General features: G+C 55.1%; 18 protein-coding genes. 5 read left to right on the forward strand and 13 right to left on the reverse strand.

What is annotated here, in order from left to right; genetic code table 11:
* Positions 1 to 130 precede the first annotated feature (130 nt).
* The 9 genes from L370_RS21685 to tssB all read right to left on the reverse strand — a co-directional run bounded on the left by L370_RS21685 (position 131) and on the right by tssB (position 10,078).
* Positions 131 to 358: a hypothetical protein gene (locus tag L370_RS21685; protein ID WP_023332922.1), complete on the reverse strand. Its 228-nt coding sequence runs from the start codon at positions 356 to 358 to the stop codon at positions 131 to 133.
* On the reverse strand, positions 355 to 963 hold the full coding sequence (locus tag L370_RS21680; protein ID WP_023332923.1) for a DUF2778 domain-containing protein: 609 nt from the start codon (positions 961 to 963) through the stop codon (positions 355 to 357). The genes L370_RS21685 and L370_RS21680 overlap by 4 nt, the downstream gene beginning before the upstream one ends.
* A 1-nt stretch (position 964) precedes the next feature.
* Positions 965 to 3,613 carry a type VI secretion system ATPase TssH gene (gene tssH / locus L370_RS21675; protein WP_023332924.1) on the reverse strand — a complete coding sequence of 883 codons (2,649 nt, stop codon included), beginning with the start codon at positions 3,611 to 3,613 and terminating at the stop codon, positions 965 to 967.
* A 159-nt stretch (positions 3,614 to 3,772) separates the two neighbouring features.
* Complete coding sequence (gene hcp / locus L370_RS21670) at positions 3,773 to 4,264, reverse strand: type VI secretion system effector Hcp (RefSeq protein ID WP_023325816.1); 492 nt, start codon at positions 4,262 to 4,264, stop codon at positions 3,773 to 3,775.
* 5 nt (positions 4,265 to 4,269) lie between these two features.
* On the reverse strand, positions 4,270 to 5,994 hold the full coding sequence (locus tag L370_RS21665; protein ID WP_023332925.1) for an OmpA family protein: 1,725 nt from the start codon (positions 5,992 to 5,994) through the stop codon (positions 4,270 to 4,272).
* Positions 5,995 to 5,997: 3 nt separating this feature from the next.
* Positions 5,998 to 6,651, reverse strand: a complete 654-nt coding sequence (gene tssL, locus L370_RS21660; protein WP_023332926.1) for a type VI secretion system protein TssL, short form — start codon at positions 6,649 to 6,651, stop codon at positions 5,998 to 6,000.
* Positions 6,648 to 7,985, reverse strand: a complete 1,338-nt coding sequence (tssK, locus tag L370_RS21655) for a type VI secretion system baseplate subunit TssK (RefSeq protein WP_023332927.1) — start codon at positions 7,983 to 7,985, stop codon at positions 6,648 to 6,650. Before tssK ends, tssL begins: the two co-directional genes overlap by 4 nt.
* Before the next feature lie 18 nt (positions 7,986 to 8,003).
* Positions 8,004 to 9,548 carry a type VI secretion system contractile sheath large subunit gene (tssC, locus tag L370_RS21650; RefSeq protein WP_032643506.1) on the reverse strand — a complete coding sequence of 515 codons (1,545 nt, stop codon included), beginning with the start codon at positions 9,546 to 9,548 and terminating at the stop codon, positions 8,004 to 8,006.
* 32 nt (positions 9,549 to 9,580) lie between these two features.
* Positions 9,581 to 10,078, reverse strand: a complete 498-nt coding sequence (tssB, locus tag L370_RS21645; protein ID WP_023332929.1) for a type VI secretion system contractile sheath small subunit — start codon at positions 10,076 to 10,078, stop codon at positions 9,581 to 9,583.
* 757 nt (positions 10,079 to 10,835) lie between these two features.
* On the opposite strand from tssB, the gene lpxP reads away from it, so the two are divergent.
* Positions 10,836 to 11,792, forward strand: a complete 957-nt coding sequence (gene lpxP, locus L370_RS21640; RefSeq protein WP_023332930.1) for a kdo(2)-lipid IV(A) palmitoleoyltransferase — start codon at positions 10,836 to 10,838, stop codon at positions 11,790 to 11,792.
* Between the two features lie 358 nt (positions 11,793 to 12,150).
* Positions 12,151 to 12,222, forward strand: coding sequence for a membrane protein YpdK (gene ypdK / locus L370_RS23305; protein ID WP_099458937.1), 72 nt, complete (start codon positions 12,151 to 12,153; stop codon positions 12,220 to 12,222).
* 52 nt (positions 12,223 to 12,274) lie between these two features.
* On the opposite strand, the gene alaC is transcribed toward ypdK, so the two are convergent.
* Together alaC and L370_RS23545 are read right to left on the reverse strand one after the other, a co-directional pair.
* Entirely contained in the window at positions 12,275 to 13,513 is a 1,239-nt protein-coding gene (gene alaC, locus L370_RS21635) for an alanine transaminase (protein ID WP_023332931.1), read from the reverse strand.
* Positions 13,514 to 13,531: 18 nt separating this feature from the next.
* Positions 13,532 to 13,807, reverse strand: coding sequence for a hypothetical protein (locus L370_RS23545; RefSeq protein ID WP_023332932.1), 276 nt, complete (start codon positions 13,805 to 13,807; stop codon positions 13,532 to 13,534).
* Positions 13,808 to 13,899: 92 nt separating this feature from the next.
* Here L370_RS23545 and L370_RS21625 point away from each other — a divergent pair, with 92 nt between their 5' ends.
* Together L370_RS21625 and L370_RS21620 are read left to right on the forward strand one after the other, a co-directional pair.
* Positions 13,900 to 15,606, forward strand: a complete 1,707-nt coding sequence (locus tag L370_RS21625; RefSeq protein ID WP_023332933.1) for a sensor histidine kinase — start codon at positions 13,900 to 13,902, stop codon at positions 15,604 to 15,606.
* A 3-nt stretch (positions 15,607 to 15,609) separates the two neighbouring features.
* Entirely contained in the window at positions 15,610 to 16,341 is a 732-nt protein-coding gene (locus L370_RS21620) for a LytR/AlgR family response regulator transcription factor (protein ID WP_023332934.1), read from the forward strand.
* A gap of 35 nt (positions 16,342 to 16,376) precedes the next feature.
* Here L370_RS21620 and glk read toward each other — a convergent pair whose 3' ends face one another.
* Positions 16,377 to 17,342 (reverse strand): glucokinase, encoded by a 966-nt coding sequence (gene glk / locus L370_RS21615; RefSeq protein ID WP_023332935.1) that lies wholly within the window; start codon positions 17,340 to 17,342, stop codon positions 16,377 to 16,379.
* Positions 17,343 to 17,547: 205 nt separating this feature from the next.
* Here glk and L370_RS21610 point away from each other — a divergent pair, with 205 nt between their 5' ends.
* Positions 17,548 to 18,783 (forward strand): ion channel protein, encoded by a 1,236-nt coding sequence (locus L370_RS21610; RefSeq protein WP_023332936.1) that lies wholly within the window; start codon positions 17,548 to 17,550, stop codon positions 18,781 to 18,783.
* On the opposite strand, the gene ipdC is transcribed toward L370_RS21610, so the two are convergent.
* Complete coding sequence (gene ipdC / locus L370_RS21605; RefSeq protein ID WP_023332937.1) at positions 18,784 to 20,442, reverse strand: indolepyruvate decarboxylase; 1,659 nt, start codon at positions 20,440 to 20,442, stop codon at positions 18,784 to 18,786.
* Positions 20,443 to 20,518: the final 76 nt, after the last annotated feature.

The following is a 20,518-nucleotide window of genomic DNA, read 5'->3' on the forward strand; positions in this document are numbered from 1 at the left end:
TTTCCGGTGACGGTGGCCACCATCGTGTTCAGGGTATCCGTCAGGCTCATGGCGTTGACTCCATTGTGTATTTGGTTATTCCGTCAGGGCTGGCGCGGGCCAGTATCGGTCACAGGAAGTGAGAAAGAGATTATTTTTTTCGACGTGTTTTCAACCAGTAGAATAGCTTCATCAGGAGGTACGCCCCGACAGCACACAACGTTGTTTTAATCACGATGATGTGCATCTCGAAGCTGTCCATCGCTTCTTCCCCATCACCGCTAATCGGGATATGGGCCTTCACAAAACTCGCAACCCATACATCAGGAATGAAGTGGATCCCGCTCCAGAACAGCACAATAAACAGCAGGATTTTCATTCGGCATTCCCCGCCCGCTTTTTCAGGGCCTGCTGCATCCGGCGTTTCTCAGCCTCTTTTCGTTCTTCGGTTTCTTTATCACACAGGCTGTAGTCCGGGGTACCACGCACATCGATACGGGCATAGGCCTTCAGGCCATTGCCGCCAGGAACAGGGAACGTCCCCCGCTGCAGTAGCAGACGTCGCAGATGCTGAAAATCACTGGATCGGCGAAGGGTGATACAGCCCCAGGACTCACCGGAACCATCGCTGTTCAAAGGATGAAGACGAAATCCTGTAAGGTTCAGGCCATTCACCATGATGCCGTCTCTTTTAGTTTTATCGCTGAAAAGGGCAAACCATTCTGAATGGTGATTTCGGTAACCATGCCAGGCATCGATCGCCTCTGCCCGGACTCGGTTATACAAGCTGCCGGCGGCAGGCCTGTCGGTCACCCAGTAAGTTCCCGGCGGGATAGCAGCATTTTCATGGTCAGCACAGTCAGGATTATTGATATAAAAATCCACGCCCGTCAGCACTTCAAAAGTCCCGATGCCGTAACATTTCAGGTACGCCGTTTTGCCATCCGCCGACAGGTTGCCGTAATCCATCATGCAAATCTGCATTTCAGCCTCCGTGCGCCTCATTAAACGCCAGTACAATCCCTTCTTCATCATTCCAGCCGAGCGTCAGGCAGTGTGGTTTCTGCTTTGCCGTCATATGGGTCAGTAACTGCTGGCTCAGCACCGGCAAAATTTGTTGATTCAGCAGGCTGTCGACGTTGCGTGCGCCGGTGTCCGGCAGCAGGCAGGCGGCAGTCAGCGCGTCATACAGGCTCTCATCAATATGCGTGGTCAGGCCGTAGTGACGATGTAAGAGCTTGCTGACCTGTGACAATTTCATTTCCACGATGGTACGTAGGGCTGCTTCAGCCAGCGGACGGTAAATCACCGTCTGGAAACGGGCGAGCAGCGCGGGCTGAAAATGATCACGTAGGATCGGACGCAGCAGTTCGTGCAGATCTGCTTCGGTAGCTTCCGGGTTTTCATCCAGCAGCTGCATCAGGTGGTCGCTTCCGAGATTGGAAGTCATCAGGATAACGGTATTGCGGAAGTCGATTTCGCGCCCTTCGCCGTCGCGCATAAAGCCGCGGTCGAAGACCTGATAGAACAGGTTCATCACGTCGCGGTGCGCCTTTTCCACTTCATCCAGCAGCACCACGCTGTACGGGCGCTTACGCACGGCCTCGGTGAGGATCCCGCCCTGACCGTAACCCACGTAGCCAGGAGGTGACCCTTTCAGTTGGGAAACAGTATGCGGCTCCTGGTATTCAGAGAGGTTAATCGTAACGAGTGACTTCTCGCCGCCGTATATGACATCGGCCAGCGCAAGCGCAGTTTCGGTTTTCCCCACCCCGCTCGGCCCTACCAACAGGAATACACCCTGCGGGCCGTTCTCGGACGTAAGGCCCGTTTTTGCCGCACGCAGACGCCGGGCGATAGCCTCAAGCGCCACATCCTGCCCAACCACACGTTTACCGATTTCATTTTCCAGGATCAGCAGTTCGGTCTGCTCGTCCTTCATCAGCGATGACAACGGCACGCCTGTCCAGTCGGCGATCACGTTGGCAACGGTGCGGATATCCACATCCAGGGAAAGCAGCGGGGTGCTATGCTGCATCTCGTTAAGCTCCTGTTGCAGCCTCTGAGTCTCACGCTGACGTGAGATGTCCTGGCGGCTTTCGCGTAGCTGCTCGGTGAGTTTCATCTCCTGACCGTACTGGGTTTCCAGATCGTCGAGTGCCACTATCTGGCGCACCTCTTCCCGCTCAATCTCGCTCAGGCGCTCGGTATGACACTGATTGCCAATGGCTATATCGTCCAGTAACGCCAGCTTTTCCATGTCGAGCGCAGCGATACTCGCGCGAAGGCGGGTTAGCTGTTCCGGTACCGTGTCGAGACTCATACGCACACGGGCGGAAGCGGTGTCCAGTAGATCGACCGCTTTATCAGGAAGCTGACGTCCGGTCAGGTAGCGGCGCGAAAGGGTAACTGCCGCACGAACCGCATCGTCGGTAATATGAACATTATGGTGCTCGGCGTAGCGGGATTTCAGGCCACGCAGCATCAGGCAGGCGGTATCGTCGTCCGGCTCGTCCACCTTCACCATCTGGAAGCGACGCTCCAGCGCGGCATCACGTTCGAAGTACTGTTTGTATTCAGACCAGGTTGTCGCGGCAATGGTACGCAGCTCGCCGCGGGCCAGTGCCGGTTTAAGCAGGTTAGCCGCATCCGCGCCACCCGCCTGGTTACCGGCACCGATAATGGTGTGGGCCTCGTCGATAAACAGCAGCACCGGCACCGGTGAGTGCTGTACGGCGTCGATGACGTTTTTCAGGCGCTGTTCAAATTCGCCCTTCACGCCCGCCCCCGCCTGTAACAGACCGAGATCAAGGGTACGCAGGATAACCGGTTTGAGGGATTCCGGGACGTTGCCTTCGGCAATGCGCAGCGCCAGGCCTTCAACCAGTGCGGTTTTGCCCACGCCGGGCTCGCCCACCAGGATCGGGTTGTTTTTACGACGACGGGAGAGAATATCCACCATCTGGCGGATTTCCGTGTCACGGCCGAACACCGGGTCGATTTTGCCCTCTTTGGCTTTGGCGGTGACGTCGAGGGTGAATTTATCCAGCGCGTTCTGCAGCGCCGGGCTCAATTCCCCCTCTTTCATTTCTACTCCAGCCGGGCGCCCGACAAATTCCACCTCTCCACCATGGCTCTGTGCCAGCTCAGCTTCGCGCTGCATTTCCAGACGCTCATCTGATTGCGCATCCAGCAAAGGTCGCAGGCGCTCCAGCTGACTCTGACCGAGCGTCAGCAGTGGCCACAGGCCATCGCAGCGCACCAGATTCTGTTTTTCCACCAGGGCCATCAGCAGATGGACGCTGCGAATGTGCTCTTCGCCATTGAGTGAGGCCAGTAGCCAGGCTTGCTGCATCAGAGTATGGATGTCCTCTGAGAGCTGGGGCCGATGGCGTACGGAGCGAGGTTGCCTGTCGAGCCAGCCAAGCAAATCCTGCCAGATGCCATCCATATCCCATTCATAGCGACGCGCCAACACCGTCAGGTCACCTTCCCCCTGCTCCAGCAGCTTCAGCAGCCAGTGCTCCGGCAGAATTTCGGCATGGGCACGGGTCTGACAGAGCGAAGCTGCGCCTTCCATCGCTCGGGCACAGTAAGGGTTCAGACGACGTAACAGGATGGCTGGATTTTCCATGAGATTCTCTCTTTGTCGGTTCCTGGACACGCTACCGCCCCTCGCTGTTCACCAAAGCGCATAAGGTCAGGCAGGCAGGTTGTTTTTTTCTTTGCTGAGTGCCCGCATCTCAGGCACTCAGCAAAAACTGCGGACAGGAAAAACCTGCCCGCATCAGGATTACGCGGTGGCGCGTTCGTTCCAGGAATCGGAATGAATGATGTTGCCGTCTTTGTAGGTCCAGGTGATTTTTTCGTAACGCAGTTCAACGCGCTCAAGGTGGTTGTGCTTCTCTTTAGAAGGATCCTTGATGTCATACATTTCAGGATTCACTTTCACCACCTTCACGTTTTCCAGTTTGGTGTTGAAGTACTCCACTTCCTGACCCGCGTCGTTGATTTTGTACCACTTGAATTCCGCAGACTTGAGGGTCTGACCGGTGGTCACAGCCTTGTACAGGTACGGGCTGGACGAGTCGATTTCCTTGGTGAACAGGAACGGGGTGTGGATACGGGTACCGGTCAGCTTGCCGGTGTTATTGTCGGTCGGGATGTACAGGTTATGCTCCTGTGCAACCACTTCGATGCTGCCTTCACGATCCTGAACGTCAACAGACCCTTTGATGTCCGCGCCGCCGTCGTCCTTCAGCCAAAGATAAACAGGAATTGCCATGTTAATTACTCCGTTTTATTTTCTGAGACGCCATCATCCTGCGATGGCGCCGGGTGTTTGCCGGGTATCTGACAGGCGTTCGCCTGAGGTACCAGACTGATTTCGACACGTCGGTTGAGCGCACGGCCTTCCGGGGTGTCGTTAGTTGCGATCGGACGGCTTTCGCCATAGCCCTGCACCGCAAAACAGCTTTCCGGCACATCGCCGGTGTCACGCATCCAGTCGCGCACCGCTTCGGCACGTTTCAGGGACAGCGTCTGGTTCAGTTGCGGAGTACCGGTGTTATCGGTATGGCCGGACACGACTATCAGCCAGCCCGGTTTGGCCTTAACCCCCACCAGGGAATTGACCAGCATTTTGGTAGAGCCAGCTTTCAGCACGAACTTGCCGGAATCGAACAGCGACATACTGTCGAGGCGAAGGGTTTTCGGACCCTGAATGATTTTCTTAATGACCGGAGGAGGCGGTGGCGGTGGTGCCCAGTCACTGACTGCGGCCTCAACGGGCGGAATCAGTCGCAGTCCCTGATACAGCCCCATGCGATAACGCAGTGGCTCCCCGCGACGCGCCCAGTCGTCCAGCAGTGCGCCATCGGCCCGCAGGCGCTGCTGCGCACGCAGTTTCGGGGCAACAGGCTGACCCGTCAGCTGGTGATATAACGCAAGGTGATCGCCAACATTACGAATGAGGCGCTGGTTGTTCACCCAGGACGCCAGCATGGCCAGCGCGAGGAAAATCCCGCCCAGTAATCCGGCATAACGCCAGAACACCATCCTGCGGCTCACGCCACGTCGGCGCGGCAACGCCGGCAGCAGTAGTTCAGGCAGCGGCAGTGGCTCTGTCGTCACAACGGCATCCGGTTGCAGCGCCGTCACGGAAGTGATGTGCTGTTGCCAGAGATTGCCCGCGATACCAGTCACCGGAACTATGCATATACCCTGTACGCAGGGCTTCATCACCGGCAACTCTCCCCGCCGTACCGACAACAGGTCATTCAACGCACTGTTCTGCCAGGCAAGCAGACTGTCCAGCCACAGGCCCTGACTCAGACGAGAAAGACGCCCTTCTGCTCCAGTATCTCGGGCCCATTCCGTCAGTGACACACTGCCCTGACCGGGTTGATACACCTGAATACCGCCCCGCTGGCTTACCGTGGTAAACCAGACAGGCTCTTCCTCCGCACATGTTGCAGGGGGCGATAACCAGGTCACTGTCCACAGCGGGGGGAGCGTGCCGAATGCCGCGCGGCACTGAACGACAGCCCGCTGCCAACCCCGAAGATTCTGGGTAAAATCATCGCCAGAGGTGTGCTGTTCAGGTACCACCGCCAGCATGACGGAGATTTGCGACACCTGAGCAGGACGCACCAGGCTCAGGTGTTGTGCCAGGAGTGGCAACTGCTCCGCATCCTTCACCCACAGATACCAGCCCTGTCGGGTTTCCCGGTGACGGGAGCCGGACACAAACAGTGGGCTGTTGTCGCCACAAACAAGGATCACCGCACCCTGAAAATCTTCCGGCGGCAGGTTTTCATCTACAATCTCGCGGACAGCGGTCGCCCGCGCCTGAGAAGCCCGGCGCTGACGCCAGAGCATCACCCCGGACACCAGCACAACCAGCAGACTGAGTGCCACACGGCTGCCCGAGGACAGTGGCCAGAATCCCAGAATGAGCCACAGCGCCAGCACGGCCCCCAGGACAGTTAACAGACTTCGGTACGCATCCCGCATCGCTTACTCCGGCCTGACGGTCTGGCTTACCAGCTCGGTAAGCGAAGACGAGAGGAAGAACCAGAGCGCCGCCAGGGCGACAACGGCCACGATCCAGGCCAGCCAGTACCCGCGTCGACCGCTGCGCAGACGTGATGCCCGGGCAACAATAGGGGCGTCCTGTGCCAGCGTGAAGGCCGGCACCCGTTCTGCAAGCGCGCGAACTGTATCTTCCCGACGCTCGTCATCCTGGGCGCGATACTGACCCACGAACCCCAGCTGCAGTGTTCGGTACATACAGGTCAGGACGGCGGCGTCAGGGGCAGTTTCTTTCAGCAGGTCTCGGATTCTTTCCCACAACTCCTCACCAGCATTGAGAGTGCCAAAGAAGTGTGCCTGCAGCGGGTCACGCCGCCAGGTCAGATAACCATCATCGGTGGTTCCCCGGTTCATCACGCTCTCATCAAGCAGCGCACACAGGGCATACACCATATGATCACGGCTGATGTCGCTGTAGCCGACGTCCGTGAGCGCCGCTTTCGCGTCCTGCACCAGACGGCAGGCCCGGCGATAGAGCCCTTCACCATCACGAACTTCCTGACCACCCCGCAGCTGACTGACCATCAGCCAGCCCGGGTAGAAGATACGTTCTAACTGGGTGAGATCGGATTTATTCATGTGCGCAGCACCGCAAAGAGTTCAAGTTTCACATCCCCCAGTGAGCGCGGGGTATAGAAGGTGCAGCTTCCCGCTTCCAGCATCGCCCGCGCTGCCTCACTACTCAGATCCAGCGAAAAATACTGGTTCTCAAGGCGTAACGGGATAGCGGCCGGCACATGGGTCAGCGGCTTGATAACCATCCCGCTCAGAGCCACATTCACCACATCCGACACATCTTCAAAGCTGCCCGCTTTACACAGCTGCGGGAATTTTGTCTGAAGCTCATGGTTCGGCATGGAGGAACGTACGGAGAGGTAGAAATCCGCCCCTTCGCGCAGGCGCGCATCGTGCAGGGCACCTTTCCAGATCTGATCCTGATGCTCCAGGTGGATACTCACCACCCGCGACGGCAGACTCGCTTCCAGCAGTTTATCGAGCAGTGTTAGCAGCGGTGGGAATACCCGTTCCGGTGCATCGTGCTGATAAGCAGGAATGTCCCCGGCGTCGTGCTCAAGCGAGAAGGTCAGCAGGCTGCCGGCCAGACGAGTCAGTTCTCGGTACAGCAACTCCGGGTGCCGATCCGGTGCCTGCAGCAGTTCCGTCAGCACCGGCTCGGCGCTGTTCAGAGCATTGAGTAGCCAGAACAGGGAGACATCCGCGACTGCAAAGTCGGCCATCCTCTCATTGCTTTCACGGCGCATCGCCATCAGGCGACGTCGGCGGGCCTGCAAACGGATCAGCAAGTCACCCAGTTCGCTGGTCAGAAGCGGGCTTGCAGAAAGGGAAAGCATCGTCGGAATGAAAGCCGGGTCCCGGCTCCACTGCCCCTGAGCGTTACGCACCAGACGGGCCACCGGACAGGTCAGGTATGACGTATTTTCCTGGCTGGACAAACGAAGGGTCAGCGCATGACGCAGAATGGCCAACTCCCCGCTTTCATACCCGGCCAGTTCCTGCACTACCACACGCTCCGCTTTCCAGCGACGCGGGCGCTCACTGTCCTGACCGTTATCGAGGTTGCCGCCGCTGGCGCTCATCAGCGGCAGTGCGACAACTACATCAACAGATTCACTGCCGGCTGCAACAGACAAGTCGCAGACCGGAGGAAGCGTATCTGCCAGGTCGGTATCCACAAGCGTACCGTCCTGAAAGCGTACCACCAGACGGATGGCATTCAGGCGAGAGAGCGCCAATGCAGCATCATCAAACTCTGCCGCAACCACGCCCCAGGGATGAGAAATACCCATCCGGGCGACCATGTTAGCAACGTGTTCATTCCAGCGGCCCTGCTGCTGGAACTGTTGCGGGGCCAGAGCGGCCCCATCCTCCCAAAGTGGGCGGTAAATTTTCATCCCTGATTTCCCCTCGCCTTACGACTTCGCTTTCGGCATCTGGGAAACCAGCGACAGGTTGACGTCCATCCCTTCCACCTGGAAGTGAGGAATCGCATACAATTTCACGCGGAAGAAGCCCGGGTTATCCTCAATGTCTTCCACCACGACTTTCGCATCACGCAGTGGATGAGACGCCTGCAGTTCGTCGCCCGGATCGGTCATTTCGGTCACCAGACTACGGACCCAGGTGTTCAGCTCCAGCTCCAGCAGTCGGCGATCCTTGGTGGTACCGATGTTCTCGCGCTGTATCAGCTTCAGGTAGTGGGCGATACGCGACAGCAGGAAAATGTACGGAAGACGGGCATTGATGCGGCTGTTAGCCGTCGCGTCTGCAGTGTCATACAGCGCCGGTTTTTGAGTAGAGTTGGCTGAGAAGAAGCAGGCGTAGTCGCGGTTTTTGTAGTAGGACAAAGGAATGAAGCCCAGATTCGCGAATTCGAATTCGCGGGTTTCAGGAATCATCACCTCGCTCGGAATTTTTACCTGATTACCGGTACCCAGGTCATACAGATGGATAGGCAGATCCTGAACCGCACCGCCCGCCTGCGGGCCACGGATTTGTACACACCAGCCATTATTGATAAAGCTGCGCACCATGTTGGACGCGAAGGCAAACGAGGCGTTGGTCCACAGGTATTTGTCGTGATCCGGACCTTTGACTTCTTCGACATAGTTGAAGCTGCGAACCGGAACGGTATCCGGGCCATACGGTAAACGGCCCAGTACGCGCGGCATCACCAGACCGATGTAGCGAGCGTCGTCCGTATCGCGGAACGATTTCCACTTGATGTACTCTGCGCGGTCAAAATAGTTGCCAATATCTTTAATCGCCGCGACGTCTTCCATGGACTCTTTAAGGAAGAATTTCGGGCCTGCAGAGCCGATAAACGGCATGTGCGCAGCAGCGGAGACTTTAGAGATGTTACGCAGCAGAGCGACGTCCTGAGCTGAAGCATCAAACTCGTAAGCTGAAATCAGCGCCGCAATTGGTTCGCCGCCTGGAGTATCATATTCATCAATGTAGGCGTGTTTATAGAGACCACTCTGGATAATTTCCGGGCTGTCTTCAAAGTCCTGGCGCAGGTCTTCTTTAGACATGCTCAGCAGCTCAATTTTCACGTTCTGGCGAAAATCTGTTTTATCAACAAGTGACTTCACCCCACGCCACAGGCTTTCAACCGCCTGAAACTCGTCATGGTGCATAACCGCGTCCAGTTGGCGGCTGATTTGATAGTCGAGCTCAGCGATATGGTGATCAATCAGGCTCTTATCCAGTTTTTCGACCTTCGAGCCTGCTTTAGTCAGACATTCCAGAAAGACCTGCATACCGGCAGTCAGACGCTCATCAGCGGTCGCATCAGACATCGCTTGTGCATCTTGCCAGATGTCCAGCGCGCTCAATTCGGAGACAGGACTCAGATTGATTTTCTCAAACAGGGAGGCGTAAACCCCACCCGCAGCAGGACGTTCCAGCACCACGCTTTCACCGCCAGCAATATTATTTTGTACAGACATGAGCATTCCTTGATTAATCCGTTAAAACAGCGCGATGGTTAAGGTTGTTTTGATGCTAGTGCTGATAGCTCATTTCGCAGCTCAGCGCTAAGCGACTGGTCTAAAACGATTTTTTCCAGCTCTTTTCGGAAAGTCTGGTTATCCAACAGGTTGGCCTTCAGATCGCGAAGCAAGTTGCGCATCGCCAGCATCGCCTTCAGCTGCGGTATCTGAGCAGCCACCTGCTCTGGCGCAAAATCTTTCATATTCTGGAAAGTCAGCTGAATATTGTCCTCGCCACCATCATCAGACAGCGTATTTTTAACGGTCAGATTAACTTTTGGGGAATATTCGGAAAGAACGCTATCAAAATTATTCTTGGTGATGTTAATTTTTTCGCGCTCAGATATTGTCGCAGATTCCTGCCCATTGCTGAAATCACCCGTAACAAGCAACTTCAAGGGTAATTCCATTTTCTTGCTTGCTCCGCCCGTATGCAGGTCAAGCTTTAGGTTAATACGTGCCTTAGGCACCTCATTCTGAAAACTGTCAGCCATCTTATCATCCCTCTTTGTTTTGCTATGCCAACTTCACGGTATCGTTCTTGATGCGCAATAATAGAATAATGATCGAATCAAAATCAAATACACAGATCTTTTATCTGCAATGAGAAATTTCTTAAGAATTTTCCACTGAGATATTATGACGAATTACTCTGCCACATCAGAAAAAGACACTGCTTTTGGTATGTAAACCGAATATTTGTATCGAAAAAATGATTGCAGGCAGATGGAGACCTGGGAAAATACCTTATATTGATTTACATCAAGAAGCCGAGACCAAAAATCATTAATGGACTGCAAGACATTATTGCAGCACGATAAAAATAAGATATTGGGGAATAATGGAAGAAAACTGAATTATTGATTGTATAAATAATACATCGGAAATTTCACAAGGAATTTTCCTACTCGCAAAATTTGAAGGGATAAATGAATTTCATAATTGAGTAATCTGTCACGAATAAACGCGCCGATCTTTTGGCCCATTCACGCCTTCATCATTAGATGAGCTATCTATCAAACTCATGAAGACAGCCCGCTCTTGCAGCGATTCATTATAAAATCCATAAAATCAAACACCTTCGGATCTGCCGCTTTTTTAATCAAAAACGAGTAATAGCACATATCGTATAACGGTGTTACATTATGCCGCCCACCCAATGTCAGCTATGGCCAGGTAACGCCGTAAAGATCGGTAAAGCCTGCAACCATGACCTTGTACTACGGTCTAATAGGCACGTGGTATCGCACTATGCGTTACTTTCACCGGCTCTACATAGGTTTCTCTATTTTGTCTCAATCCAATTTCAAACGCGCATTTTTACATCCGCGTTACTGGTTTACATGGTTTGGTCTTGGCGTACTCTGGCTGCTGGTTCAACTTCCGTACCCTGTTCTGCGTTTGCTGGGATCGAAACTGGGCAGCGCTTCCCGCGTTTTCCTGAAACGTCGCGAATCCATCGCGCGTAAAAATATTGAGCTTTGTTTTCCGCAGTACAATGCCGAGGAGCGCGAGAAGCTGATCGCTGAAAACTTCAAATCTATCGGCATGGCGCTACTTGAAACCGGCATGGCCTGGTTCTGGCCGGATGAGCGTGTCCGGAAGTGGTTTGACGTGGAAGGTCTGGATAACCTTAAACGCGCACAGATGCAAAAACGCGGCGTGATGGTCGTTGGCGTTCACTTTATGTCGCTGGAGCTGGGCGGCCGCGTGATGGGGCTTTGCCAGCCAATGATGGCAACCTACCGCCCACACAATAGCCAGGTCATGGAGTGGGTGCAGACGCGCGGACGCATGCGTTCCAATAAGGCGATGATCAGCCGCAACAACCTGCGCGGCATGGTAAGCGCCCTGAAAAAAGGCGAAGCCGTCTGGTTTGCGCCAGACCAGGATTATGGACGTAAAGGCAGCAGCTTTGCGCCCTTCTTTGCGGTGAAAGACGTTGCGACGACTAACGGCACCTTTGTCATTTCGCGTCTGTCTGGCGCCTCCATGCTGACCGTGACGATGGTGAGAAAAGCAGATAAATCAGGCTATCGTCTGCACATCTCCCCCGAAATGGCTAACTATCCGGAAAACGAGTGCGAAGCCGCAGCGTTTATCAACAAGGTCATCGAAACCGAAATCATGCGTGCGCCAGAGCAGTATCTTTGGATGCATCGTCGTTTCAAAACGCGCCCGCTCGGCGAAGCCTCGCTCTATATTTAAGCGCTTTATGAAGGTTAGTTTCGCTAAGAAACTAACCTTTTCAATCACCTGCCTTCCCTCTGAAAAACCGTCTTTGATTGCGTCGCCCAAAGTGAATTTATTGCGAAGCGAAATCAAACTGTCGCCGTTCCACGACACTCGTAAGTAACGGAAATTATTTAAAAAAATGCCTCTTGTCACCCCTCATTTTTAGGCGTACATTAGCGCCGTCTGGCAACAGGAAAGCACAGAATTCTGAACTGGAGTCGGCGGCGTAACGGGAAAACTCTCATTTCCGTTTTGACCGGATTTCAGTTCTCTATAATCAGGTGGACTCTGTTTTTAAATGCGTACCACAAGATACGCGGAGCGATGAAACGTGAAATATTTCTTTATGGGCATTTCGGTGATTGTTTTAGTCTGGGCCGGAACCTTTGCCCTGATGATCTAGTCAAGAACATGCAGTCAAAAAAACAGGAGCCATCGGCTCCTGTTTTTTTATGTCATGACGACGCGGGGTGATCTGCGACGCTCTTTGAGGTGAGAAGACCGTCGGCCCGGAACATACTCTTGATGCCCCTCACCGCCTGACGAATGCGGTCGCTGTTTTCAATCAGGGCAAATCGCACATGAGTGTCGCCATAATCACCAAAGCCAATGCCCGGTGATACGCACACCTTCGCATCCTGCAGCAGCTTTTTGGCAAACTCCAGCGATCCCATTGCCGCGTACGGCTCCGGTATTTTCGCCCAAACGTACATGGACGCTTTCGGCATTTCCACCATCCAGCCCGCTTCATGCAACCCTTTCACCAGCACGTCGCGGCGGCGCTTATACTGAGCGGCAATCTCGTGAACGCACTGCTGATCGCCTTCCAGGGCAGCGATAGCTGCGACCTGCAGCGGCGTGAAGGTACCGTAGTCGTGATAACTTTTAATGCGCGCCAGTGCACTCACCAGCGTTTTGTTACCCACCATAAAGCCAATACGCCAGCCCGCCATGTTGTAGCTTTTCGACAACGTAAAGAACTCGACCGCCACATCACGCGCGCCCGGGACCTGCATAATCGACGGGGCTTTCCAGCCGTCATAGACGATGTCAGCGTAGGCTAAATCGTGAACCACCAGCACGTCATAACGCTTGGCCAGCGCGACAACCTTCTCGAAGAAGTCGAGCTCCACGCACTGGGCCGTTGGGTTCGACGGGAAACCGAGGATCATCATCTTCGGTTTCGGATAACTTTCGCGAATCGCACGTTCCAGTTCGTTAAAGAAATCGACACCTTCCACCAGCGGCACGGAACGGACCTGCGCCCCGGCAATCACCGCGCCGTAGATATGGATCGGGTAGCTTGGATTAGGCACCAGCACCGTATCGCCATGATCCAGCGTGGCCAGCATCAGGTGTGCCAGCCCCTCTTTCGAGCCGATGGTAACAATCGCTTCACTTTCCGGATCGATATCAACCTGATAGCGATCCTGATACCAGCGCGAGATCGCGCGACGTAACCTGGGAATACCGCGAGAGGTTGAGTAGCCGTGCGTATCCGGACGCTGGGCAACCGTGCAGAGCTTTTCAACGATATGCGGCGGCGTTGGGCCGTCAGGGTTACCCATGCTGAAATCAATGATATCTTCACCGCGCCGACGCGCAGCCATTTTCAGTTCAGCAGTGATATTGAAAACATAAGGGGGGAGACGATCGATACGCGTAAAACGGCGTTCAGGACTGAATTCAGCCATAGATTCCTCAGATTAACGTTAGCGCCCGGACCGTCCGAGCGACGCTGCCACCGATGTGGCATGTTTAGAAAATAACCTGAAAAAAATCATGCTGTCGAGAGGGAAATGAAAAAAAAGCGCTCGCACGAAAACCGGAACCCGGCCGCACCTAAAAGCGGAAGCCTCTGTTTCGGGATCGGCTTTCTGATAGCTGTTATTTAACATGATGATATCAAACCAGTTACCTGACGATGCGCCATCAGGAAAAAAACGGGACGCATCGGTCATTGCCGAATAATCCCCTTTGTAAATCATGGTTTTTCCTCATTTGATAAACCTGACGGATAGCTGGTCAATACGCGCCAGGTTTTTTATCATGGTTCTTTCCCGTTTTCCCAGGTCTACTCGTGCACGAAATATTCGCTATGCTGCTGGCGGTTTTTGACCGTGCGGCATTAATGCTGATTTGCCTGTTCTTCCTCATTCGCATTCGCCTGTTTCGCGAGCTGTTGCACAAATCAGCCCACTCGCCAAAAGAGCTGTTGGCCGTAACCGCCATCTTTTCGCTGTTCGCCTTGTTCAGCACCTGGTCCGGCGTGCCGGTAGAGGGCTCGCTGGTTAACGTACGTATTATCGCCGTCATGTCCGGCGGGATTTTGTTTGGCCCATGGGTAGGCGTCATCACCGGCCTGATTGCCGGGACGCACCGCTACCTGATTGATATCGGTGGCGTAACGGCGGTGCCGTGTTTTATCACCAGCATTATCGCCGGGGTGCTTTCCGGCTGGATCAGCCGCAAAATCCCGAAAAAACAGCGCTGGCGCGCCGGGATCGCCGCAGGCATGGTGTGCGAAACGCTGACCATGATCCTGGTCGTCGTCTGGGCCCCCACCACCGCGCTGGGGCTGGATATCGTCTCGAAAATCGGTATTCCGATGATCCTGGGCAGCGTGTGCATCGGTTTTATCGTACTGCTGGTGCAAAGCGTTGAAGGGGAAAAAGAGGCCAGTGCGGCCCGTCAGGCCAAGCTGGCGCTGGATATCGCCAACAAAACGCTGCCGCTTTTTCGCCACGTTAACGCGGAGTCGTTGCGTCAGGTCTGCGAGATTATCCGCCACGACATCCATGCTGACGCCGTCGCCATCACCAATATTGACCACGTGCTGGCCTACGTAGGCGTCGGGGAACATAACTACCGCGACAACGATGACACCATTAGTCCGACCACCAGACAGGCGATTAACTACGGTAAAATCATTATTAAAAACAATGATGAAGCCCACCGAACGCCGGAAATCCACTCGATGCTGGTGATCCCGCTGTGGGAGAAAGGCGTCGTGACGGGCACGCTGAAAATTTATTACTGTCACGCGCATCAGATCACCTCCTCCCTGCAGGAGATGGCGATTGGCCTGTCGCAGATTATCTCCACCCAGCTTGAGGTTTCGCGGGCGGAACAGCTGCGTGAAATGGCAAATAAGGCAGAGCTGCGCGCATTGCAGAGCAAAATCAATCCCCATTTCCTGTTTAACGCGCTGAACGCTATCTCCTCTTCCATACGTCTGAATCCGGACACCGCGCGCCAGCTGATTTTCAACCTGTCGCGCTATCTGCGCTACAACATCGAGCTGAAGGATGACGAGCAGATCGACATCAAAAAAGAGCTGTATCAGATCAAGGATTACATCGCGATTGAGCAGGCGCGCTTTGGCGACAAGCTCACGGTCATTTACGATATTGATGAAGAGGTCAACTGTGTGATCCCGAGCCTGCTTATCCAGCCGCTGGTCGAAAACGCGATTGTTCACGGTATTCAGCCCTGTAAAGGCAAAGGCGTGGTCACGATCGGCGTTACAGAAAGCGGCAACCGCGTGCGTATTGCCGTGCGCGATACCGGCCACGGGATTGATCCAAAAGTTATTGAACGCGTGGAGTCTAACGAGATGCCCGGGAATAAAATCGGCCTGCTGAACGTGCACCACCGGGTCAAGCTGCTTTACGGCGACGGGCTGCATATTCACCGCCTTGAGCCTGGCACCGAAATTTCTTTTTACGTCCCGAATGCGCGCGCGCTCGCGCATACGACGACATCACTGTTGCCCCTGGTGGAGTAGCCCATGAAAGTTATCATCGTAGAAGATGAATTCCTGGCTCAGCAGGAGCTCACCTGGCTTATTAAAACCCACAGCCAGATGGAGATTGTGGGTACGTTTGATGATGGTCTGGACGTGCTGAAGTTTTTGCAGCATAACCGGGTCGACGCCATTTTCCTGGATATCAATATCCCGTCGCTGGATGGCGTATTGCTGGCGCAAAACATCAATCAGTTTGCCCATAAGCCGTTTATCGTTTTCGTCACCGCCTGGAAAGAGCACGCCGTAGAGGCCTTCGAGCTGGAGGCGTTTGACTATATTCTTAAGCCTTATCAGGAGTCCAGGATTGTCAGCATGCTGCAAAAGCTGGAAGCCGCATGGCAGCAGCAGACCGCCCCCGCTAGCGCCACCCCAGCGGTACGGGAAAACGACACCATTAATCTGGTCAAAGACGAGCGCATCATCGTGACGCCGGTCAATGATATCTACTATGCCGAAGCCCATGAAAAGATGACGTTTGTCTATACGCGGCGGGAATCGTACGTGATGGCGATGAACATCACCGAGTTTTGCAGCAAGCTGCCAACGGCACACTTTTTCCGCTGCCATCGTTCGTTCTGCGTGAATTTAAACAAGATCCGCGAGATCGAACCCTGGTTTAACAACACCTACATTTTGCGTCTGAAGGATCTGGATTTTCAGGTGCCGGTGAGCCGCAGCAAGGTGAAAGAGTTCCGCCAGCTGATGCACCTGTAAAGAAAAAGCCCTCTCCCGCCGGAGAGGGCTATCCGTCAGAGGATTTGACCAAGAACCTGACGCAGATGGGCCCCCGAACCCAGCAGGCCAGGGTTATCATGCACGATCAGATAAACAGGAATGTCCTGCACGTAGCTTCTGAAACGCCCTTTATCTTCAAACCCGCCGCGGAAGCCCGAGGCTTTAAAGAAGTCGAGGAAGCGCGGTACGATCCCGCCCGCAATATAGACCCCACCGAAGGTGCCCAGCGTCAGCGCCAGGTTGCCGCCAAAACGCCCCATGATCACGCAGAACAGCGACAGGGCACGACGGCAGTCAATGCAGCTGTCCGCCAGCGCACGTTCGGTGACGTCTTTCGGCTGCAGGTTTTCCGGCAGACGGCCGTCAGATTTCACAATCGCCCGGTACAGGTTCACCAGCCCCGGGCCTGAAAGGACGCGCTCGGCGGAGACGTGGCCGATCTCAGCGCGTAACTCTTCAAGGATGATGCCCTCTTCTTCGCTGTTTGGCGCAAAGTCCACGTGGCCGCCCTCACCCGGCAGGCTCACCCAGCGCTGAGCAACATGCACCAGATGCGACACGCCCAGACCGGTACCGGCCCCGTAAACCGCAATCGGCTTGCCTTCGACCGGTTCAGCGCCGCCAAACTGGATCAGATGCTCTGGCTTCAGCATCGGGATCGCCATGGAGACTGCAGTGAAGTCATTGATGATTTCAAGATGCGAAAAACCGAGGTTTTTTTTCATCTCTGCGATGGAGAATGCCCAGGTATGGTTGGTCATTGCGACCCAGTCGCCGGTTATCGGGCAGGCAATTGCGATGCAGCCGTCTTCAACGCTTACCTGATGCTCGTCCAGATAGACGCGGACAACGGCCTCAAGGCTTGGATAATCCAGCCCTGAGTAGGTTTTCGCCCGGGAAATCTCACCGCTACTTACATCGCATAATGCGAGGCGCGCGTTCGTGCCGCCCACATCCCCTACCAAAGCATACTTTGTCATTCTTCTACTGCTCCGCTAAAGTCAGAATAAATCTTTGGGACACTGTAAATTCAAGGCGTGATAACAACAACGGCCATAAGGTGAATGCCCATGGATTATCGATCTTCGTCACAGAATAACTTTACCGTTTCAGCACCTTTTGCACTATTGCCATAAAGCTTAATGTGCAAAGTAACGTAATACCGTTTTGTACAAGGAAATCATCATGCTCCACCCGCGAGCCAGAACCATGCTGTTACTGGCCATTCCGGCGTTAATCATTGGCGTGGCCTCAAGCCTGGTGCTCATTGTCGTGATGAAAGTCGCGTCGGTGCTGCAAACAATATTATGGACAGCACTTCCGGCAAAACTGGGGGCCACCGCTGATTCTCCTGCCTGGATCGTTGTAATGCTGACGTTGACCGGTATTGCGGTGGGCCTGGTGATCCGTTTCAGTCCCGGCCATGCTGGACCAGACCCGGCGCAGGAACCGCTGATTGGCGCCCCGGTTTCCCCTTCTGCACTGCCGGGGCTGATTATCGCGTTGATTATCGGTCTGGCCGGCGGCGTCAGCCTGGGGCCTGAGCATCCGATTATGGCGGTGAATATTGGTCTGGCGGTTTTTCTCGGTTCACGCATTTTGCCCCGCGTCGGCGCACTGGACTGGACCATCCTTGCCTCCGCAGGCACCATCGGGGCGCTTTTCGGCACGCCCGTCGCTGCCGCACTGATCTTTTCACAGACGCTCAGCAGCAATAACGACGTTCCGCTGTGGGACAAGCTCTTTGCGCCGCTGATGGCCGCAGCCGCCGGGGCGTTGACGACCAGCCTGTTTTTCCATCCCCATTTTTCACTCTCCCTTCCCCACTACGGCCAGATGCAGATAGCCGATATTTTCAGCGGCGCCATCGTTGTCGCCATCGCCATCGCGCTGGGAATGGTCGCGGTATGGTGTCTTCCGCGCCTGCACCGGCTGATGCATAAACTGAAACACCCGGTGTTAATTCTGGGGGCCGGCGGTTTGATCCTCGGTATTTTAGGGGCAATCGGCGGGACGGTGACATTGTTCAAAGGTCTGGACGAGATGCAGCAGCTGGCCTTCAGCCAGGTGTTCAGCGTCTCCGACTATCTGCTGTTTGCCGTGATTAAGCTGGCCGAGCTGGTGGTGGCTGCAGCCTGCGGTTTCCGCGGTGGGCGAATCTTCCCGGCGGTCTTTGTTGGCGTAGCGCTGGGGCTGATGCTGCACGAACATGTCGATGCGGTGCCGGCGGCCATTACCGTCTCCTGCTCTATTCTGGGGCTGGTTCTGGTGGTCACGCGCGACGCGTGGCTCAGCCTGTTTATGGCGGCGGTGGTAGTACCCGATTCAACGCTTTTCCCCCTGCTCTGTATCGTGATGTTGCCCGCCTGGCTCCTGCTGGCGGGCAAACCGATGATGATGGCCTGGCGAAATGACAAGTAATCAGGCGTTATTGCGCGCTTCCAGCGCTTTGGTAAGCGCGCCCAGCAGCGGTGGGATATCGGCTTTCGGCAGCATCACCTCAATCAGCGAGAGACGCTCGTGGTGCGCGACTTTTTCCAGTACGTCCGCCAGCTGCTCCGCTTCACTGACTCGCCAGCTCTGAGCCTGAGGATCAAGGCTCAGGGCCTGCGGAATTTGCGTCCAGTTCCATAGCGCAATGTCGTTGTACCGCTGCTCCGGCCCGTGGATCGCCCTTTCCACCGTGTACCCTTCGTTGTTAAGGACCAGAATGATGGGGTGTTGTTTATCCCGCAGCATCGAGCCAAGCTCCTGTATGGTGAGCTGCGCCGCGCCATCCCCCGTCAGCACAATCACGCGCCGGTTCGGACACGCAGTTTGCGCGCCAAATGCTGCCGCCAGGGTGTAGCCAATCGATCCCCACAGCGGCTGGACGATAAAATTCACGTCAGCCGGAAGACGAAGGTCGATCGCACCGAAGGCCGAGGTCCCCTGATCCGCAAGAATGATGTCCCCCGGGCGGATAAACGTCTGCAACGTTTTCCAGAAATTCTCCTGCGTCAGCGAGCCATCCGGCTGCGGATAGGCCATTGCGCTTTGAGACGATAGTACCGGCGTATTGTGCACGTGCTGTTTACACAGCTCCACCAGCGTTTCGATTGCCTGAAGCATGGGGATACCGGTAAACCAGACGTCACCTACGCGTGAGGCATGAGGCTGAACTTCAATTGTTTGTGACGGGGTTAGCTGATGCGTGAAGCCAGCGGTCAGGGTATCGGTAAATCGCGTGCCGATGCACAGCACCGTGTCTGCCCCTTCAATCGCCTCTTTTACCGCACCGGCGCTCGCCGAACCGCTGTACGTGCCGTAAAAACCGGCGTGACGCTCGTCAAATATGCCTTTGCCCATCAGCATGGTGGCGTGTGCCATCGGCACGTCTTTGACCCATTTCTGTAGGGCATGCTTCAGGCCGTGGCGCAGCACAAGGAAATCGGCCAGCAGCGCAGTACGCTTGCTCATGGCGAGCCTATTCTCTGCGGCATCCCGGAACGCTTTCAGGCAGGCGCTATCGGCATGCGCGTGCCTGAGAGTGAGAGCGTTTACAGGCGGTGTAGCGGCCTTTTTAGCTACGTCGGCAGGCAACATCAGATAGCCGGGGCGACGTTCCCGGAGCATGGTAGTTAACACCCGGTCAATCTCATAGCAGGCATTTTGTTCGGTCAGGATCGCCTGTGCGACAGTGATCGGCTCGCTCATATGGTAAAAATGACGAAACTCACCATCGCCCAGCGTATGGTGCAGCAACTCCCCTCTTTGCTGTGACGCCGTACCCGGCGCGCCCACAATATGCAGTACCGGAACGTGCTCGGCATAGCTGCCCGCAATGCCGTTCATGGCACTTAACTCCCCTACGCCAAATGTCGTCAGCAGCGCGGCGAAGCCCTTACATCGGGCATATCCGTCCGCGGCATAAGAGGCGTTTAACTCGTTGGCACAGCCCACCCAGCAGATATCCGGGCTGTCTATCACATGGTCGAGAAACTGCAGGTTATAGTCGCCCGGTACGCCAAACAGATGATCGGCTCCACAATCTGTAAGACGGTCCAGCAGGTAATCGGCGACGCAGTATGGGGTACGCATAAACAGGTATCCTTCTAATGTTGACCTCACCTTGAGTATTAAATAAGCGTGATGGCTGTCCAGAATTGGCGATAAG

It is taken from the genome of Enterobacter sp. MGH 24 (assembly GCF_000493015.1).
Lineage (GTDB): Bacteria > Pseudomonadota > Gammaproteobacteria > Enterobacterales > Enterobacteriaceae > Enterobacter.

Bases quoted from the DNA above. Each gene is read 5' to 3' on its own strand.
- L370_RS21685 (WP_023332922.1), bottom strand. From the start codon at position 358: ATGAAAATCCTGCTGTTTATTGTGCTGTTCTGGAGCGGGATCCACTTC.
- L370_RS21680 (WP_023332923.1), bottom strand. From the start codon at position 963: ATGCAGATTTGCATGATGGATTACGGCAACCTGTCGGCGGATGGCAAA.
- tssH (WP_023332924.1), bottom strand. From the start codon at position 3,613: ATGGAAAATCCAGCCATCCTGTTACGTCGTCTGAACCCTTACTGTGCC.
- hcp (WP_023325816.1), bottom strand. From the start codon at position 4,264: ATGGCAATTCCTGTTTATCTTTGGCTGAAGGACGACGGCGGCGCGGAC.
- L370_RS21665 (WP_023332925.1), bottom strand. From the start codon at position 5,994: ATGCGGGATGCGTACCGAAGTCTGTTAACTGTCCTGGGGGCCGTGCTG.
- tssL (WP_023332926.1), bottom strand. From the start codon at position 6,651: ATGAATAAATCCGATCTCACCCAGTTAGAACGTATCTTCTACCCGGGC.
- tssK (WP_023332927.1), bottom strand. From the start codon at position 7,985: ATGAAAATTTACCGCCCACTTTGGGAGGATGGGGCCGCTCTGGCCCCG.
- tssC (WP_032643506.1), bottom strand. From the start codon at position 9,548: ATGCTCATGTCTGTACAAAATAATATTGCTGGCGGTGAAAGCGTGGTG.
- tssB (WP_023332929.1), bottom strand. From the start codon at position 10,078: ATGGCTGACAGTTTTCAGAATGAGGTGCCTAAGGCACGTATTAACCTA.
- lpxP (WP_023332930.1), top strand. From the start codon at position 10,836: ATGCGTTACTTTCACCGGCTCTACATAGGTTTCTCTATTTTGTCTCAA.
- alaC (WP_023332931.1), bottom strand. From the start codon at position 13,513: ATGGCTGAATTCAGTCCTGAACGCCGTTTTACGCGTATCGATCGTCTC.
- L370_RS23545 (WP_023332932.1), bottom strand. From the start codon at position 13,807: ATGATTTACAAAGGGGATTATTCGGCAATGACCGATGCGTCCCGTTTT.
- L370_RS21620 (WP_023332934.1), top strand. From the start codon at position 15,610: ATGAAAGTTATCATCGTAGAAGATGAATTCCTGGCTCAGCAGGAGCTC.
- glk (WP_023332935.1), bottom strand. From the start codon at position 17,342: ATGACAAAGTATGCTTTGGTAGGGGATGTGGGCGGCACGAACGCGCGC.
- L370_RS21610 (WP_023332936.1), top strand. From the start codon at position 17,548: ATGCTCCACCCGCGAGCCAGAACCATGCTGTTACTGGCCATTCCGGCG.
- ipdC (WP_023332937.1), bottom strand. From the start codon at position 20,442: ATGCGTACCCCATACTGCGTCGCCGATTACCTGCTGGACCGTCTTACA.